We start from the raw sequence: 16,765 nt of genomic DNA on the forward strand, positions 1-16,765 counted from the left end.
AGGGTCAGAGCGAGCAGGCCTCTTTAGCCGGGTTTTTGGTTCAGCACGTTGCGTTGCCCAAGCCAGCGCTCGAAGCACTGGAATGTTTCGATGGCCGCCTGCACGGTGGCGGCCTGCGCTGCAGGTGCTGTCGAGGCCTGGCCAAGGCGGTCGAGGAAGCTGCGCCAGTAGTTGCCGGTCCGCGCACCGTATACATCTAAAAAACCTGTGCCGCTGACCGGGTCGAGACCCAGGCGTTCGGACATTGCCTTTTTGAGTACCTGGCCGCCCAGGGTCGAGCCTTCCATTACGTACATCACACCCAGCGCGCTTGCCTCATCTTTGATGGCAGGCAGCGCCTGGCACAGGGGCAGGGCATCGATGTCGGCGGCGCTCAGGTGCAAGGCTTGCAGGTCCAGGGTGAGAGCCGGTGTCTTGGCCCTCACGGGTTCCTGATAATCGCCCAGCCGCGCTTCGAGAGGGGCGTGGAACCCGTAGTAGGCTTGCAGTAGCCGGCTGTAGGCAGCGGCATCGAAGTGCGCTTGAAAGAACGGCAGGCGGGCTTCGAGCGACTTGTGGCAGTCGCGTGTGCCCTCGCGCAGGGCTAGCAGCAACGGGCTGGGAGAGGAGGAGCTGGCTGGCATTCGGGTCGGCTCTAGTGGCATTTCGCCTAATTTGGACTGGCCATCGTAACGCAGTGTTCCTCCAGAGCTGCGACATTGTTGCGGAAAAAATAACCTCGGCGTGCTAAACCAGTCGGCCGTCCCCTGCGAAGAAGCCGCCTGGTGAAAGCCGTACACCTGACCTTGATCTGTCATGCCCTGACAACGGCCCAGAAGACCGGGCGCTTGCACCGCCCTGACGACAGCATCTTGCCGCTGCTCGCCCAGCCGTTCGCCGTGGCGCCTGAAACGCGCATGCTGACCGCGCCGGAGCAGCGTGCGAGGGCAACGGCGGCAGGTTTTTCGATGCCGGTGCAGGTCGAGCCAGCGTTGGCCGATTGCGACCTGGGGTGCTGGCACGGGCTGGCATTGAAACAATTGCAGGCTGAGCAACCGCAGGCGCTGGCGTTGTGGCTGGACGACCCGCACAGTGCGCCGCATGGTGGTGAGTCGTTTGCCGAGCTGTGCCAGCGCATGGCGGGGTGGCTGGCGGCATTCGATAAACCGGGCGAGTGGGTGGCGGTGACCCATCCCATGGTGATTCGCGCGGTGCTGGTGCAGGTGCTTGGTTGCCCCCTGGCTGCCCATCGGCAGATTGATGTGCTGCCTTTGTCACGTGTGCAGTTGAGCTTTACCGGGCGATGGCGCTTGCGGCTCGGGTGAGGTGTGGCTTGTGATGGCGTGAGGGCCGGCTAACCCGTCTCACGCCAAACCCTTTCCTCAAAACGCCAGCTTGTACCCGATCAGCAACAGCATCCCCGCCAGGCAGGGCCGCAGCACGCGGTCGGAGATCCGCCCGGTGAGGTGGCTGCCCAGGTAGATGCCGGGCAACGAGCCGAGCAGCAGGTAACCCAGCAGCGACCAGTCCATGTTGCCCATGCCGGCGTGGCCCAGGCCTGCGACCAGGGTCAACGGCACCGCGTGGGCGATCTCGGTGCCCACCAGGCGCCGGGTGACCAGGAACGGGTAAAGCAAAAACAGCGCCACGGTGCCTAGGGCGCCGGCACCGATCGAGGTGAGGGTGACCATGACACCCAGCACCACGCCGGTGAGTACGGTAAGGATGTTTAGGCTACGGTCGCTGAGTTGGTAATGGTCACCGGCATGGCGGTTGGCGAACGCTTGCAGCCGCGACTTGAACAGGATTGCCAGTGCAGTGAGGATCAATACCACCGCCAGGCCCTGCTTGATGATGCCATTGAGCGCCGAGGTGTCGGTGTGCAGGGTGCTCAGGAACCACAGGGTCAGCGCTGCTGCCGGGACGCTGCCCAGGCTGAGCAGGCCGGTGATTCTCCAGTCGATGTTCTTGTTGCGGCTGTGCACCCACACGCCACTGGCCTTGGTGATGGCGGCGTAGAGCAGGTCGGTGCCGACAGCGGTGGCCGGGCTGATGCCAAACCACAGCAGGATCGGCGTCATCAGCGAACCGCCACCGACGCCGGTCATGCCGACGATGAACCCCACAACCAGCCCGGCTATGGTGAAACCGAAAGAACCTACATCCATACGCTACTCGACTGCCCAGCTTTGCCCGTGATCGGATGGGTGCCAGCATATAGGTAGTTTATATAGCCAAATAGACTTGTTCGTTATTAGGTTATAACTGCCTGAGCTTCAGCGCCGGCACGCTCATCCCCTGCAGAAGGCGAGCGTGCCGGCACATCCCCTCAGATGCGGAAGCTGCCCACCAGTTGCTTCAAACGCCCGGCCTGCTGCGCCAGCGCATCGCAATGCTGCAGTGTCTGGTTGAGGTTCTCTACCCCTTGCTGGTTGAGCGCATTGATCTGGGTGATGTCCAGGTTCAGGCTCTCGACCACGGCGGTCTGCTCTTCGGTAGCGGTGGCCACCGACTGGTTCATGCCGTCGATCTCGCCGATGCGCTGGGTCACGCTGGCCAGGCGCACACCGGCCTGGTTGGCGACCTGCACGGTCTGTTCGCTGGACACCTGGCTGGTGTTCATGGTGTGCACCGCCTCACGCGAGCCGACCTGCAGGCTGGTGATCATGCGGTGGATCTCTTCCGCCGATTCCTGGGTGCGGTGCGCCAGGTTGCGAACCTCGTCGGCGACCACGGCAAACCCGCGCCCGGCTTCACCAGCACGGGCCGCTTCGATCGCGGCGTTGAGCGCCAGCAGGTTGGTCTGCTGGGAGATGCCCTTGATCACGTCGAGGATCTTGCCGATTTCGTCGGTGCTGGCATTGAGCGTTTCGATCTGTTCGCAGGATTCGCTGATGCGCTGCGACAGGGCGGTCATGGCGTTGATCGCTTCTTCCACCACTTCGCGCCCGCCATTGGCCTGCTCGCTGGCGCCGCTGGCGTGCTGCGAAGCGTCGGCAGCGTTGCGTGCGATTTCCTGAGTGGCGGCACCCAGCTGGTTGATGGCCGCAGCGACACTGTTGGTGCGCATGCTCTGCTCTTCGGAACCGATGATCGAGGCATTGGAGGCGTTGACCACCTTTTCCGACAGGTCGTGCACCAGCCGCGTGGCCGACGAAACTTCGCTGATCGAGGTGTGAATGCGTTCTACAAAGTGGTTGAACGAGGTGGCCAGCTCGCCGAACTCGTCCTTGCGCTGCACGTCAAGGCGGCGGGTCAGGTCGCCTTCACCTTCGGCGATGTCGCGCATGGCGCGGCCCATGGTGGTCAGCGGGCGCATCAGCACCGGGATCAGCAAGCCCAGCAGCCCGGCGATGGCCGCCACGGCAATGACCATGGCGATGATCGCCGAGGTACGGAACTGGCCCAATGCGGCGTAGGCCTTGTCCTTGTCGATCGACAGGCCGATATACCACTGGGCAGACGGCAAGCCGGCCACCGGGGCAAAGGAGATCAACCGCTGTTGGCCATCGAGGGTGACATCCTGCATGCCGGGCTCCACGCGCAAGCCAGCGCCTGGGTAGATGTCCTTGAGGTTCTTCATCACCTGGTCTTTGTCGGGGCTGACGATCACTTGGCCGCTGCTGTCGGCGAGGAAGGCGTGGCCGATGCCGCCGAAGTCGACCGAGTTGATGATCTGCACCAAGGTATCGAGGGTCAGGTCGCCGCCGACCACTCCGAGCATTTCGCCGTCACGCTTCACCGGCGTGGCGATGGTCACCATCAGGCCACCGACGGCGCCCTGGTAAGGGGCTGTTAGCACGGTCTGCCCGGCGTTTGCGGCGGCGCCGTACCATGGGCGCTGGCGTGGGTCGTAACCGGCCGGCATCTGGGCATTGGGGCGCTGGGTGAACACACCATTGGCCTGGCCCAGGTAGGTGAAAAGGAAATTTTGCGTGTAGGAAGGCTGCTCGATCAGCCCGGCCAGGGTATCGCCCGTCCCTTGTTCAGCAATGTCCTGTGCCAGGTTCTCCAGCACCAGGATGCGCCCGCTCATCCAGTTCTGCACGCTGCTGGCAGTCAGCGCACCGGACTGCTGCACCGACGACTCGATGTTCTGGGCGATGGTGTTGCGTTGCAGGTAATCGTTGTAGAGCGTGAACAGGGCAAAAGCCAGTACCACCACGCCGCACGCGCTGAGGAGGATTTTGTGGCGAAATTTCAGGTTCATGTTTCGAGACCTTGAGCCATGGAGGGAAGGGCACTGCGCGCTTGTGGCGCGATGGGCCTGTCCACTCTGATATCGGCAAATCTCTTAAAAAATTGAAGCACTTACGTCATCAGGCTGAGGCGATTTCGACGGACGGTGCGCTAGCAGTTGGCTAGCTGTTCGATCAGCAGACGCGCCGCTTGGCGCAGCGGTTGCTGCCTGCGCCAGAAGGCGTGAATCGGCAACTGAAGTTCGTTGCGGGTATTGCCAAAACGCAGGCGCACCAGGCGCCCTGCCTCGATCAGCGGCGCCACCCTGGCCAATGGCAAATCGCCCCAGCCAAGGCCTGCTTCGACCATTTGCACGGCGAAGTCGAAGCTGTCGGTGGACCAGTGCGTGGCGCCGATCAGCGCGCGCGGGTCGGCCAGCGGCAGGTCGCGGCTGCGCACCAGGATCTGGCGCACGTTGATCAGGTCTTCCAGGTAGCGGATGCGCCCGTCGCGCAGTGCCGGGTGCGCCGGTGACAGGGTGGCAACCAGCGATTGCGTACCAATGTGCTGGAACCCCCGGCGGGCATCGACATGCAGGCCGGCGAAGGCCAGGCACAGGTCGGCACGGCCGCTGTCGAGCAACTGCAATGCGTCTTCCTGCGGGGCGCTGAGCAGCTGGATGTCCAGCAGCGGGTAGCGCTCGCCCAGGCTGGCGATGGCGGCAAACAGCGGGCGCTGATCGATATCCGGGACCACGGCGAGGGTCAGGCTGCTTTCCAGCCCTTGCGACAGCTCCAGTGCGTGCACTTGCAGAAGCCCCAGTTGCTCGGCGATCAGCCTGGCGTGTGGCTCTAGGGCCAAAGCCTGGGCGGTAGCGTGAACCTCGCGCGGGCCGCGCTCGAACAGGGGGTAGCCCAGTTCGGCTTCAAGGTTGCCGATGGCCATGCTGACAGCGGATGGTACCCGGCCAAGGGTGCGTGCCGCAGCGGAAAACGAACCCCGGTCGAGCACGGCGAGGAACAGCTGGATGTTGTCGCTGGAAAAGTTCATGTCGGCCTCCTGTCAGTGAATCTGAAAGCTACCGACTTTGCCTGTCAATAAATTTGAAGCATTCTCGCGCCCTTCGCTTGATTCCACATGAGGTAAACCCGGTGCAGGGACTGAAACGCAAACTGGTCTACGTGACTTTCTACGAGCTGATTGGCTTGTGCATGTCGACGCTGGGGCTGGCTTATTTGTCCGATACCCAGGCTTCGCATACTGGGCCGCTGGCGGTGATGATCACCACCATCGCCATGCTCTGGAACCTGATTTACAACAGCCTGTTCGAGTATTGGGAGAGCCGCCAGGCCAAGCGCGGCCGCAGCGTGGCGCGGCGGGTGGTGCATGCTGTCGGTTTCCAGCTGACCCTGGTGGTGTACCTGATCCCGCTGATTGCCTGGTGGCTGGGCATGAGCCTGGTCGAGGCGTTTCTGGTGGACCTTGCCTTTATCATCCTGGTGCCTTGCTACACCTTTGCCTACAACTGGGCGTTTGACCGGATATTCGGGTTGCCGGCATCGGCCATGGCCACCGCCTGAGGGTGTCGGTACCGCTATGGCGGCAGGCGAATCAACAAGGGTTCCTGCCGCGCAGGTTGTTCCGGTTGCACTGCCTGGTCCACTGGCCGCGGCGCACTGGCCAGCAAACTGTCCTCGACCTGCCCTGACAGGTAGTACACCCCCGCCATGGCGCCGCTCTGGCGGTTCTCCATCAATTCTTGCCATTCCTGATTGAGCGCCACGTTGAGGATCACCCGCAATTGCTCGACCATCTCCGGGTGATCGCGATCATGAGTGATCATGCCGTAGCCTGCCGCCGCCACCGAGATCATTGCCCCGGCCACCTTGCCTACCGCACTGGCCACTGCGCTGGCAATGCCGCGAGGGGCCAGGGTGGCGCCAAGCTTCTCGCTGGCGCGGGTGGCCACCGACGACAGGCCTACGTCGGTCTGCCCGGGGCCCTTGGCCGCTTGCCGGTGCAGGTGGTCGCGCAGGGCGAGCCAGGCGGGTTGCTGATCGAGCGGCTTGGCTTTGAGCAATTGATAGAGGCTGGCGTTGCGCGCCGGCGGCGGCCCCAGGGCAATGGCCGGGACCCGGTTCAGGCGCTGGCTGAGCTGATCGGGTGGGGCGTTGTAGCGCTGGATGATGGCCGGCAGTTGCTGGCCAAAGAGTTGCAGGTACAACTCGCAGGCGCGGTCGCGGATGACTTCGGGGTTGATCTGCTCGGCCACCGGCTCGATCACCCGGTTCTGGTACTGTTCCTGCAGGTACAGGGCCAGGCGTTTTTCCGCAGGCTCGCGGCCCTCACCGCTGTTGAGCTTGTACCAGGCGACCTTGAGGGTCAGCCATTGCTGGGTCCAGTAACCGGTGAACCAGGGAATGAAGTCGCTTTCGGTACGTTGCTGTACCTGTTCTTTCCATACCCGCATCGAGCGCCGCGCATAGTCGTTGGCCGAGCCTGCGGCGCCTACCGATGCATCGATCAGTTCCTGGTCGATGCGTTGCCAGGCGGCGGGGGTCAGCACGGCGGGGGGTGGGGGGGCAGGCGGGCCCTTGCCGGCGCAGCCGCCGAGGGCCAGCAGAAGGCAGAGCAGCACGAGGATGCGTGGGTTCACACGACCGCCTCCCGGGTTTCGAGGCTGGGTGGTTAACCGAGTATAGGGCCGGTGATCGGCTGCGCATGCGCCCTGTCAGGCGAGGTCGAGTTTTTCTTCCAGGCGGTCCAGGTGCTCATCCATCAGTGCAAGCGCGGCTGCCGCGTCACCAGCCTCCACGGCATCGATGATCGCCGCGTGCTCTTGCCAGGCACAGTGGTCGCAGCAGGGCGATTCATAGCGGGCGATGATCAGTGAGGTCATCGGCACCAGACCGTTGAGAAAACGTGCCAGCGGTGCATTGGCGGCCACCTGGGCAAGCTTGAGGTGGAATTCGCCGCCCAGGCGGATTGCCGCGCAACGTTCGCCCCGCTCGTGGTGCTGGCGCTCGCGCTCCACCAGCGAACGCAGTTGGCGGATCTGCGCCGGCCGCGCGCGTTGCGCTGCCAGGCTGATCAGGGTGGTTTCGGCCAGGCGCCGGGCGCTCAGCACCTGGCGCGCCTGTTGTGGATCAGGGGCGGCCAGGTGCGCGGTGTGGCTGGGGCGCTGTACCACCACTTGCTGGTCCGAGAGGCGCCCGAGTACCCGGCGGATCACCGTGCGGCTGACGCCGAAGGCGTTGCCCAGTGCCTGCTCGGGCAGCAGGCTGCCGGGTGGCAAGCGCTGCTCGAGAATCGCGTCGAACAGGCGGGGGTAGATCTGCTCGGCCGACAGGCGGGTTTCGCCGGCCCCGAGCAGGGCAGGCAGGTGGGGGGCGGCGTGGGCGCAGGCGGTCATGGTCGCTCTCCTGGGGTCATTGGCGCGGATGGTCATCCGGGATGTTCAGTTCGATGCCCATCCGCTGCCCTTCGGCAAGGATGTGCTGGCGCATCTGGGCGCTGGCCTGGGCGCTGTTGCGGTCGCGAATGGCGCGTACCACGGCTTCGTTTTCCTTGAGCCGAGCAGCAAGGTGTTCGGGTGAGTTGCGCAGCATGTTGGCGCTTTGCTTGAGGGCATTGCCGGTCTGCTGTACCACGCTCTGGAAAATCGGGTTGGTGGTCAGCGCGAACAGCGCCTCGTGGAAGGCGATGTAGGCCTTGGCCCCGGCATCGCTGTCATCGGCATCCAGCGCTTCGCGCATGTCCATCAGGGTCAGGCGTAGCTGGCCGATGTCCTGGCTGTTGGCCGATTGCGCCACCAGGCCGACGATGAACGGTTCGAGGGTGTAGCGCAGCTCCAGGACATCGGCCAGGCTCGCCGCAGCGCTGCTGTCGACGCCTGGCTCCAGCACGGCCGTTTCGGCATCCAGCACCAGTACGCCCTTGCCCGGCATGGAGCGCACCAGGCCGAGGGTCTCCAGCACGGTCACGGCTTCGCGCAGGCTGGGGCGGCTGATGCCCAATTGTTCGGCCAGCTCGCGCTGGCCAGGCAGCATGTCGCCGGAGCGCCACTGGCCGCGGGCCAGGGCCTGGCGCAGTTTTTCCACCACTGAGTTGACGACGGTCGATGAGCTGATCACGGTTTTCTCCTGAAAGGGCCGGCGTCAGCGCCGGCCACGTGGGCTCAGAATTCCTGTTGATGGGCGTTGGGCTGCTTGCGCGGTGCATGGGCAAAGCCGGGTTTGCCATCGAGCACGTTCTGCGCACGCTCCAGATCGATGTCTTTTTCCCAGCGGGCAATGGCCACGGTAGCCACGCAGTTGCCGATCAGGTTGGTCAGCGCCCGGCCGATGCCCATGAACCAGTCCACTGCCAGCACCAGCACCAGGCCTACCACCGGGATCGCCGGCACGGCGGTGAGGGTGGCGGCGAGGATCACCAGTGCCGAGCCTGGGATGCCGTGAGCGCCTTTGGACGTCACCAGTGACACCAGCAGGATGGTCAGCAGGTCGGTCATCGCCAGCGGCGTACCGGTGGCGTTGGCGATGAACACGATGGCCAGGGTCAGGTAGATGGAGAAGCCGTCAAGGTTGAACGAGTAGCCGGTCGGGATCACCAGGCCAACGGTGGAGCTGCCAATGCCCAGGTGCTCGAGCTTGCGCATGATCTGCGGCAGCACGGCATCGGAGGAAGCGGTGCCCAGGACGATGGTCAACTCTTCGCGCAGGTACTTGATGAAAGGCAGCAACTTGAGCCCCGACACGCGCATCACAGTGCCCAGGATGATCAGCACGAAGCCCGCACAGGTCAGGTAGAACAACGCTACCAGGCCACCCAGGTGCTGCAGCGACTCCAGGCCATATTTGCTGGTGGTGAAGGCGATGGCGCCGAAGACGCCGATCGGCGCCAGGCGCACGATCATGCCCATGATGCGGAAAATCACGTGGCTGAGTTCGTTGATCAACCGCGAAATACCGGCGGCCGAGTCACCCACCAGGTTCAGCGCGCTGCCGAACAGCACCGAGAACAGCAAGACTTGAAGGATGTTGTTGTCGGCGAAGGCGCCCACCACGGAGGTGGGGATCAGGTCCATGAAGAACGCGGTGGCGCCATGGATATGCTGGCCGCGCTCGGCCAGGCCGCTGGCGTCGGCAGCAGAAAGCTGATCCAGGTGGATGTTGGCGCCGCTGCCGATGCCGCTGGTAAAGGCGAACACCAGGCCGATCACCAGGGCGATGGTGGTCAACACTTCAAAGTAGATCACCGATTTCAGGCCGATGCGCCCGACTTTCTTCAGATCGCCAGCACCGGAAATGCCGCTGACCACCACGCAGAAGACGATCAGGCCGATAAGCATCTTGATCAGCTTGATGAAGCCGTCGCCGAGGGGTTTGAGCTGCAGGGAAAGGTCGGGGAAGCTGAGGCCGCAGGCGATGCCGAGGGCAAGGCCGAGCACAACTTGCAGGAAGATCGAACGCGAGCACCATTTGAGCATGGGAGTGATCTCTGATCGGTGTCCTTGCTTCGGTGCCGCACGGGGCGAAAGAGCGCAGGACTTATTTATTTTTGTGGTCTTACCGGTTTGTTCAGCGCGAAGTCATAAAAGCGCGAAAAATCCGAATATGCAAGGTTTTTTGGCCTTACCGGTCTGACCAGTTGTGGGGCGTTTCGGCTTGCCAGGCTCTAGTTCGGTGCGTGCTGCAGATTGAGGTGATGCGCCGTGGGCCGGCATTTGCCAATACCTGCAGGGTGTTAGCAATCTGCCTGCCAACTTCTTACCCGATCAGGGCTGCGGGGCGATGCTCTTGACCGAAGCCAATTCAGGGTGGGCCACCAGCTTGTCGATGTGCAGGGCGTCGTCGTTCATCCAGCTTTCGCTCAGCACCCGATAGTGCTCCATGTCGCGACAGCGCACGCGCAAGCTGTAGTCGAAATGGCCACTGATCAGTTGGCATTCATGAACGTCAGGGCAGGCCAGCATGGTTGCCTCGAACGCCTTTTGTGCGGACCGCCCGCGCAGGTTGGAAAGGGCTACGAGTACCAGCAGTGACAGCCCTGGTGCGAGCTTCTGCGGGTCGATGATTGCGCCATAACCGCGGATCACGCCGCGCCGTTCCAGCTTGCGTACCCGTTCCAGGCAGGGGCGCGGCGTCAGATGGACCAGGGTCGAGAGCTTTTCGAAGGTGATGCGGCCATCGACGCGCAGTATGTCGATGATGGCTTGGTCGATGCGGTCCAGCGGGGCAGAGGTGGCGTCCTTGGTGTCCATGCGCGGTGCTTCTTTTTTGAAGGCGGGGCATGGACAGGTTAGGCGTTTATCGGGTGATCGTCCTCACGCGCCGGCGATTGGGCTGCGCAGCAGCCCAAGGTCCGTCAGGCGCAGGCGCTGTCGGCCCGGTGGACTGAACGAACCGCCACCACCCGAGGCTGCAGCAGTGCATACAAGTCCTTGGGGTTTTCCAGCACCGGCACCAGCCCGATATCCTGGCCGATCCCTAACGTGAGCGCTGTATCGAGCACGTAGCGCAGTGCCGAATAATCTTCCAGCGCAAAACCTACCGAATCGAACAGGGTCACCTGGTCGGCGTTTTCACGGCCCTGAACAAGGCCTGCGACCACCTGCCAGAATGGGAAGACCGGCGAATCGGCCGGCATTTGCTGGATTTCGCCTTCGACCCGGCTTTGCGGCTCGTACTCAACGATCACCCGGGCCCGCTCGACGATGTCGCGGTGCAGCTCGGTCTTGCCCGGGCAGTCGCCGCCCACGGCGTTCAGGTGCACGCCCGGTTCGATCATGTCCGGCGTGAGGATGGTCGCGTACGTCTTGTCCGCCGTGACCGTGGTGACGATATCGGCACCGCGCACGGCATCGGCGACGCTGTGGGCGACGATCACCTTGAGCCCTGGGCGGCCCGTCAGGTTGGCCACCAGCTTCGCCGTGGCTGCAGGGTCGATGTCGAACAGGCGGATCTCGTCGATGCCCAGCAGGGTCTTGAAGGCGATGGCCTGGAATTCGCTTTGCGAGCCGTTGCCGATCAGCGCCATGCTGCGGCTGTCTTCACGCGCCAGGTAGCGGGCGGCGAGTGCCGAGGTGGCGGCGGTACGCATCGCTGTGGTCAGGGTCATCTCGCTGAGCAGCAGCGGCGCGCCGGAGCCGACGTCGCTCAAGGCGCCGAAGGCCATCACCGTGGGCAGGCCGAGGCGGGTGTTCTTCGGGTGGCCGTTGACATACTTGAAGGCATACCGGCTGGAGTCGGAAACCGGCATTAGTTCGATCACGCCGTCCGCCGAATGATTGGCCAGGCGCGGGCACTTCTGGAAATCGTGCCAGCGCAGGTAGTCCTGACGAATGTACTCGGCCATCTCCACCAGGCAGCTGGCCAAGCCTTTGCGGTTGACCAGGCGGGCGAGGTCTTGCACATCGATGAAGCGGGTCATGGCATCTCCCTGCAACTTGCGGGTTGGGCTGTAGGGATATTGTCGGGCGATCAGGGCGGGAATGCCGGCCGAAAAAGGCGGTGCGGGCAGCGGGTCCGGCTGACTTCAGGGCCCGGGCAGCCGAATCGGCTGTCGGCCCCCGGTCATTGCTCGCGAAGGCGTTTATACAGTGTCGTTCGGCTGATCCCCAGGCTCCGGGCCACGGCCGAGAGGTTGCCATTGGCCCGTTTCAGCAGGCTTTGCAGGTCCGCCTCATCGTCACTGCAGTCGCTCGCCACCGCGCATCCTTGTGCTTCAGCCAGAAAGCCGGCGGGCAGATGTTCGACGCCGACCGGCCCATCGCCTGCCAACGCCAGGGCCACCTGCATCACACTCACCAGCTCGCGCACATTGCCCGGCCAGGGGTGGCGATCAAGCAGCTCAAGGATAGGCTGCCCCAAGCGCTGGGGTTGGTGAGGGTCGCGATAACGTGCGTGGATGTGCTCGATCAATGCTCGCCTGTCAGTGCGCTCGCGCAGCGCCGGCAACACGACCGCCATTGCGGCGATGCGGTAGTAGAGGTCCTGGCGAAAGCGCCCCGCACGCACCTCTTCGGCCAGGTCCCGATTGCTTGCCGACACTACGCGGATATTCACCGCTACCGGTTCGCCGCTGCCCAGAGGCTGAATGCTGCGCGATTGCAGCACGCGCAGCAGGCGGGCCTGGGTCGGCAGCGGCATGTCGCCGATTTCGTCGAGGAACAGGATGCCCTGGTCGGCCTTGCGGATCAGCCCGGGGTTGCCCTTGTGATGAGCGCCGGTGAAGGCGCCTTTGTCATAACCGAACAACTCCGATTCCACCAGCTCTGCCGGGATCGCCGCACAGTTGACCGCGATCAACGGCTGGCGGGCACGGCTGCTGGCGCGGTGCAGGGCCTGGACGAAGACTTCCTTGCCGACGCCGGTTTCACCCTGGACCAGCAGCGGGATGTCTTTTTCCAGCATCAGGCTGGCCTGGGCCAGGGCCTTTTCCATGCGTGGGTCGCCACTGCCAAGCGCTGAGCGCGGGTGGCTTTGCCGGGGGGCTTGCCACTGGCAGTGGAAGCGGTTGCGCCCGGCTGCCTGCAAAGCGAAGGGTTGCTGCTGGGGGTGGGCAAGCAACTGGCACAAGGGGATCTGGAACAGTTGCTCGACGTTTTGTTGCAGCGGGTTGCCGCCCAGCAGGCTGTCGGCTCGATGATTGGCGGCGAGTACCTGGCCACGCTCATCGAATACCAGCAGCCCGGCCCAGGGGCTGTCGAGGTTGTCGCAAGCGCTGTTGAACAGCAATTGGGCGTGCTGTTCGGCATGCTGCGCAAGGATCAGGCGATTCTCCAGGCTCTGGCCCATCATGCGCACCAGGCCGAGGGTCTGGGTGGCCGGCAGGTAGCCGTCGCTGGCCACATCGAGCACCCCGACCAGTTGCCGCAGGGCATCGTACAGCGGGGCTGCGGCGCTGGACATGTAGCGGTTCTGGCGCAGGAAGTGTTCGTCCTGGCCAACATGGACGGGCTCGGCGCAGACCAGCGCGGTACCCAGCGCATTGGTGCCCACGCCCCGTTCGTGCCAGTGGGCGCCGGCGCTGAAACCGTGCTGGTGCTGGGGGCAGACGAAGCGTCGCGAACCCCAGGTCTCGAGCAGGCAGCCGTTGGCGTCGGCGAGCATCACCAGGTAGCTGGCATTGCCCAGCAGGTGCGCGTACTGCGGCAGCACGCCATCGCGGGTGTGTTGCAACAGTGCCTGGCGCCGCTCCAGCAGGGCGCTGAGTTCGGCCTTGGTCAGGCAATCGAAGTCGGGGGCGCTCTGTGGCTGCAGGCCGTGATCGCGGCAGCGCGCCCAGGAGGCCTGGATCAGTTGGGCATGGGTCGAAGTGGCGGTGGCCATGGGCCTGTCCTGTGTGATTGTTGTTATCAGCCGACCGCTGTTGAGTGTCGTCCACCGTTGTTCATTGTCAAACCCGCCACTGTTCAGGTGTTCAGCGAAAGTGTTCAGTTGTGAATCGCTGCTGGCTTGTCGGCACCGTCAAAGCCGCAGGCCAGAGGGCCAGAGTGGAACTGGCACGGAACTGGCTGTCTGTGCCGGACAACCACAATAACAAGGTCCTGCCATGTCTCTGGTGCTGGAACAGGTCAGCCGCAGCGTCGATAACCAGCCCTGGATCATCGACGCGTCCCTGCAGTTCGAGCCTGGCTCGTTCAACGTGCTGCTTGGCCGGACCCTGGCCGGCAAAACCAGCCTCATGCGCCTGATGGCCGGGCTCGACCGCCCCGACCGTGGCCGCGTGCTGATGGCGGGTGAAGATGTCACTGGCGTGCCGGTGCGCCGGCGCAATGTGTCGATGGTGTATCAGCAGTTCATCAATTACCCGACCCTGAGCGTGTACGAGAACATCGCCTCACCCCTGCGCCAGGCGCGCCTGGCCGAGCCGGACATCCGTCGGCGCGTGCAGGAAACTGCCGAAATGCTGCGTATCGAACCCTACCTGCAACGCTTGCCGTTGGAGCTGTCTGGCGGCCAACAGCAGCGCACGGCGATGGCCAGGGCGCTGGTCAAGGATGCCGGGTTGATCCTGTTCGATGAGCCGCTGGTCAACCTCGACTACAAGCTGCGCGAAGGGCTGCGCCAGGAGCTGCGCGAGTTGTTCGCCGCGCGCAACTGCATTGCCGTGTATGCCACCACCGAGCCCAACGAAGCGCTGGCACTGGGCGGCACCACCACCCTGGTGCACGAGGGGCGAATCGTCCAGAGCGGGCCGACGGCCGAGGTCTACCAGCGGCCCGGCAGCGTGCTGGCCGCCGAGTTGTTCAGCGAGCCGCCGATCAACCTGATACCGGGGCGTATCAATGGCAATGAGGTGAGCCTGGCCCAGGCCGTGCACTTCGCCCGCAATGTCGACCTGCACCGCCTGGGCGACGGCGTTTACCGCTTTGGCGTGCGCCCCAGCCACCTCACCCTGGTGCCGGCGCACGATGACGACCTGGAACTGGCGGTGCGGGTGGAACTGGCCGAGATCAGCGGTTCCGAGACATTTCTGCACGTGCGTAACGAGCACTGGCCGATGGTCCTGCACCTGCCGGGGGTGCACGAGTATCAGGTGGATACGCCGATCCGTGTCTTCATACCCACCCACAAGCTGTTCGTCTTCGACAGCGCCGGGGCACTGGTACAGGCACCGGGCCTGCGCCAGGCAAGGAGCGCCTGATGGCCGAAATCCGCCTGCGCCAACTGGCGCACAGCTATAGCCGACAACCCGCCACCGAGGGCGACTACGCACTGCATCAACTGGAGCACGTGTGGGAGCAGGGCGGCGCTTATGCGTTGCTCGGGCCTTCCGGGTGTGGCAAGTCGACCTTGCTGAACATCATCTCGGGGCTGCTCACGCCCTCCCATGGCCAGGTGCTGTTCGACGGCAAGCCGGTCAATGACCTTTCGCCGCAGCAGCGCAACATTGCCCAGGTGTTTCAGTTCCCGGTGGTGTACGACACCATGACGGTGTTCGACAACCTGGCGTTCCCTTTGCGCAACCAGGGCCTGGACGAAGCCAGGGTGCGCACGCGGGTCGAGGAAATCGCCGAAGTGCTCGACCTGGGCGCAGTGCTGAAGAAAAAGGCGCGCAACCTCAGCGCCGACGAAAAGCAGAAAGTGTCCATGGGCCGTGGCCTGGTGCGCGATGACGTCTCGGCCATTCTTTTCGACGAGCCGTTGACGGTGATCGACCCGCACCTGAAATGGAAGTTGCGGCGCAAGCTCAAGCAGATCCATGAGCAGTTCAACATCACCATGATCTACGTGACCCACGATCAACTGGAGGCTTCGACCTTCGCCGACAAGATCGCGGTGATGCATGGCGGGCGCATCGTCCAGTTCGGCACCCCGCGTGAGCTGTTCGAGCGGCCACGGCATACCTTTGTCGGCTACTTCATCGGCAGCCCGGGGATGAACCTGATCGACGTGCGCGCCGACGCGGCGGGGGTCGCGTTCGGCGATGTGCACCTGATACTGCCCGACGGCCTGCGCGAACGCTTGGCGGGCACGCGCGGCGGGCGCCTGCAAGTGGGCATTCGCCCGGAGTTCGTGCAACTGTGGGACAGCCCATTCGAGGGCGCCTTGCCTGCGCGAGTGCTGGACGTCGAGGACCTGGGCACCTATCGCATCGTCACCCTGGTGCTTGGCGGCGTGGCGCTCAAGGCGCGCCTGGCAGAAGATCGCCCGGTGCCGGTGGCACATGCCTGGGTCAGCCTGCCGACGCAGTGGCTGCTGCTGTACGTCGACGATCTGCTGCTGGAGGCCGTGCCATGAACAAGGTGCCGAACAACAAGGCCTGGTGGCTGGTGCTGCCGGTGTTCCTGCTGGTGGCGTTCAGTGCCGTGATGCCGATGATGACGGTGGTCAACTATTCGGTGCAGGACATTTTCGACCAGTCCAGCCGCTACTTCGTCGGCGCCGACTGGTACCGCCAGGTGTTGCGCGACCCGGCATTGCACGATGCCTTGCTGCGCCAATTCATCTATTCCGCCTGCGTGCTGCTGATCGAAATTCCGCTGGGCATCGGCATCGCCCTGACCATGCCGACCAAGGGGCGCCTGGCTTCGGTATGCCTGATCGTCATGGCCATCCCGCTGCTGATCCCGTGGAATGTGGTCGGCACCATCTGGCAGATCTTTGGCCGCGCCGATATCGGCCTGCTCGGTGCCACGCTGGCCAAGCTTGGCGTCAGCTACAACTATGCCGGCGACCCGTTCGACGCCTGGCTCACCGTGCTGGTGATGGACGTCTGGCACTGGACATCACTGGTGGCGCTGCTGTGCTACTCGGGCCTGCGCGCCATCCCCGACGTGTACTACCAGGCCGCGCGCATCGACCGGGCATCGGGCTGGGCGGTGTTCCGGCATATCCAGTTGCCCAAACTCAAGAACGTGCTGCTGATCGCGGTGATGCTGCGCTTCATGGACAGCTTCATGATCTACACCGAGCCGTTCGTGCTCACCGGAGGCGGGCCGGGTAACGCCACTACCTTCCTCAGTCAGACGTTGACCCGCATGGCGGTCGGGCAGTTCGACCTGGGCCCGGCGGCGGCGTTCTCGCTGGTGTATTTCCTGATCATTCTGCTGGTGTCGTGGCTGTTCTATACCGCCATGACCCACGCCGACAAGGACTAG

The 16,765-nt window shown here is 64.0% G+C and carries 16 protein-coding genes; 5 read left to right on the forward strand and 11 right to left on the reverse strand.

The features are described from left to right. Positions 1–23 precede the first annotated feature (23 nt). Positions 24–623 (reverse strand): biliverdin-producing heme oxygenase, encoded by a 600-nt coding sequence (locus NGJ21_RS13170; protein WP_251962197.1) that lies wholly within the window; start codon positions 621–623, stop codon positions 24–26. A gap of 141 nt (positions 624–764) precedes the next feature. Here NGJ21_RS13170 and NGJ21_RS13175 point away from each other — a divergent pair, with 141 nt between their 5' ends. Continuing rightward, positions 765–1,304, forward strand: coding sequence for a histidine phosphatase family protein (locus tag NGJ21_RS13175; RefSeq protein ID WP_251962198.1), 540 nt, complete (start codon positions 765–767; stop codon positions 1,302–1,304). Positions 1,305–1,361: 57 nt separating this feature from the next. Here the strand turns inward: NGJ21_RS13175 and NGJ21_RS13180 are convergent, their stop codons facing one another. The 3 genes from NGJ21_RS13180 to NGJ21_RS13190 all read right to left on the reverse strand — a co-directional run bounded on the left by NGJ21_RS13180 (position 1,362) and on the right by NGJ21_RS13190 (position 5,208). Next, the gene (locus tag NGJ21_RS13180; RefSeq protein WP_012313625.1) at positions 1,362–2,147 is read right to left on the reverse strand and encodes a sulfite exporter TauE/SafE family protein; all 786 of its coding nucleotides are present in this window, start codon (positions 2,145–2,147) and stop codon (positions 1,362–1,364) included. A 161-nt stretch (positions 2,148–2,308) separates the two neighbouring features. Continuing rightward, positions 2,309–4,189: a methyl-accepting chemotaxis protein McpA gene (mcpA, locus tag NGJ21_RS13185; protein ID WP_237859366.1), complete on the reverse strand. Its 1,881-nt coding sequence runs from the start codon at positions 4,187–4,189 to the stop codon at positions 2,309–2,311. A gap of 140 nt (positions 4,190–4,329) precedes the next feature. Continuing rightward, the gene (locus tag NGJ21_RS13190; protein WP_196914189.1) at positions 4,330–5,208 is read right to left on the reverse strand and encodes a LysR family transcriptional regulator; all 879 of its coding nucleotides are present in this window, start codon (positions 5,206–5,208) and stop codon (positions 4,330–4,332) included. Positions 5,209–5,309: 101 nt separating this feature from the next. Between NGJ21_RS13190 and NGJ21_RS13195 the strand changes: the two genes are divergently transcribed. Next, a complete protein-coding gene (locus NGJ21_RS13195) occupies positions 5,310–5,738 on the forward strand; it encodes a PACE efflux transporter (RefSeq protein ID WP_012313628.1) in 429 nt (142 codons plus the stop codon). 14 nt (positions 5,739–5,752) lie between these two features. Here NGJ21_RS13195 and NGJ21_RS13200 read toward each other — a convergent pair whose 3' ends face one another. The 7 genes from NGJ21_RS13200 to NGJ21_RS13230 form a co-directional block, all read right to left on the reverse strand. Beyond that, positions 5,753–6,814: a hypothetical protein gene (locus NGJ21_RS13200; RefSeq protein WP_251962199.1), complete on the reverse strand. Its 1,062-nt coding sequence runs from the start codon at positions 6,812–6,814 to the stop codon at positions 5,753–5,755. 75 nt (positions 6,815–6,889) lie between these two features. Beyond that, positions 6,890–7,570 carry a GntR family transcriptional regulator gene (locus NGJ21_RS13205; RefSeq protein WP_046787918.1) on the reverse strand — a complete coding sequence of 227 codons (681 nt, stop codon included), beginning with the start codon at positions 7,568–7,570 and terminating at the stop codon, positions 6,890–6,892. 16 nt (positions 7,571–7,586) lie between these two features. Then, positions 7,587–8,291, reverse strand: coding sequence for a FadR/GntR family transcriptional regulator (locus NGJ21_RS13210; RefSeq protein WP_046787919.1), 705 nt, complete (start codon positions 8,289–8,291; stop codon positions 7,587–7,589). A 44-nt stretch (positions 8,292–8,335) separates the two neighbouring features. Continuing rightward, positions 8,336–9,646, reverse strand: a complete 1,311-nt coding sequence (locus tag NGJ21_RS13215) for a C4-dicarboxylate transporter DctA (protein WP_046787920.1) — start codon at positions 9,644–9,646, stop codon at positions 8,336–8,338. Between the two features lie 288 nt (positions 9,647–9,934). Continuing rightward, positions 9,935–10,420: an Lrp/AsnC family transcriptional regulator gene (locus NGJ21_RS13220; RefSeq protein WP_251962200.1), complete on the reverse strand. Its 486-nt coding sequence runs from the start codon at positions 10,418–10,420 to the stop codon at positions 9,935–9,937. A gap of 104 nt (positions 10,421–10,524) precedes the next feature. After that, complete coding sequence (gene ocd, locus NGJ21_RS13225; protein ID WP_196914188.1) at positions 10,525–11,589, reverse strand: ornithine cyclodeaminase; 1,065 nt, start codon at positions 11,587–11,589, stop codon at positions 10,525–10,527. Between the two features lie 143 nt (positions 11,590–11,732). Then, on the reverse strand, positions 11,733–13,490 hold the full coding sequence (locus NGJ21_RS13230) for a sigma-54-dependent Fis family transcriptional regulator (RefSeq protein ID WP_251962201.1): 1,758 nt from the start codon (positions 13,488–13,490) through the stop codon (positions 11,733–11,735). A gap of 223 nt (positions 13,491–13,713) precedes the next feature. Here NGJ21_RS13230 and NGJ21_RS13235 point away from each other — a divergent pair, with 223 nt between their 5' ends. Genes NGJ21_RS13235 through NGJ21_RS13245 form a run of 3 tightly spaced genes read left to right on the forward strand, consistent with a single transcriptional unit; the run spans position 13,714 to position 16,765 of the window. Beyond that, positions 13,714–14,808 (forward strand): ABC transporter ATP-binding protein, encoded by a 1,095-nt coding sequence (locus tag NGJ21_RS13235; RefSeq protein ID WP_119688601.1) that lies wholly within the window; start codon positions 13,714–13,716, stop codon positions 14,806–14,808. After that, positions 14,808–15,905 carry an ABC transporter ATP-binding protein gene (locus NGJ21_RS13240; protein ID WP_174141615.1) on the forward strand — a complete coding sequence of 366 codons (1,098 nt, stop codon included), beginning with the start codon at positions 14,808–14,810 and terminating at the stop codon, positions 15,903–15,905. Before NGJ21_RS13235 ends, NGJ21_RS13240 begins: the two co-directional genes overlap by 1 nt. After that, a complete protein-coding gene (locus tag NGJ21_RS13245; protein ID WP_039603432.1) occupies positions 15,902–16,765 on the forward strand; it encodes a carbohydrate ABC transporter permease in 864 nt (287 codons plus the stop codon). Before NGJ21_RS13240 ends, NGJ21_RS13245 begins: the two co-directional genes overlap by 4 nt.

This window comes from Pseudomonas sp. Marseille-Q5299 (assembly GCF_943737035.1).
Taxonomy (GTDB): Bacteria; Pseudomonadota; Gammaproteobacteria; order Pseudomonadales; family Pseudomonadaceae; genus Aquipseudomonas; species Aquipseudomonas putida_E.

Bases quoted from the DNA above. Each gene is read 5' to 3' on its own strand.
- NGJ21_RS13230 (WP_251962201.1), bottom strand. From the start codon at position 13,490: ATGGCCACCGCCACTTCGACCCATGCCCAACTGATCCAGGCCTCCTGG.
- NGJ21_RS13215 (WP_046787920.1), bottom strand. From the start codon at position 9,646: ATGCTCAAATGGTGCTCGCGTTCGATCTTCCTGCAAGTTGTGCTCGGC.
- NGJ21_RS13240 (WP_174141615.1), top strand. From the start codon at position 14,808: ATGGCCGAAATCCGCCTGCGCCAACTGGCGCACAGCTATAGCCGACAA.
- NGJ21_RS13235 (WP_119688601.1), top strand. From the start codon at position 13,714: ATGTCTCTGGTGCTGGAACAGGTCAGCCGCAGCGTCGATAACCAGCCC.
- ocd (WP_196914188.1), bottom strand. From the start codon at position 11,589: ATGACCCGCTTCATCGATGTGCAAGACCTCGCCCGCCTGGTCAACCGC.
- NGJ21_RS13205 (WP_046787918.1), bottom strand. From the start codon at position 7,570: ATGACCGCCTGCGCCCACGCCGCCCCCCACCTGCCTGCCCTGCTCGGG.
- mcpA (WP_237859366.1), bottom strand. From the start codon at position 4,189: ATGAACCTGAAATTTCGCCACAAAATCCTCCTCAGCGCGTGCGGCGTG.
- NGJ21_RS13190 (WP_196914189.1), bottom strand. From the start codon at position 5,208: ATGAACTTTTCCAGCGACAACATCCAGCTGTTCCTCGCCGTGCTCGAC.
- NGJ21_RS13180 (WP_012313625.1), bottom strand. From the start codon at position 2,147: ATGGATGTAGGTTCTTTCGGTTTCACCATAGCCGGGCTGGTTGTGGGG.
- NGJ21_RS13170 (WP_251962197.1), bottom strand. From the start codon at position 623: ATGCCAGCCAGCTCCTCCTCTCCCAGCCCGTTGCTGCTAGCCCTGCGC.
- NGJ21_RS13220 (WP_251962200.1), bottom strand. From the start codon at position 10,420: ATGGACACCAAGGACGCCACCTCTGCCCCGCTGGACCGCATCGACCAA.
- NGJ21_RS13245 (WP_039603432.1), top strand. From the start codon at position 15,902: ATGAACAAGGTGCCGAACAACAAGGCCTGGTGGCTGGTGCTGCCGGTG.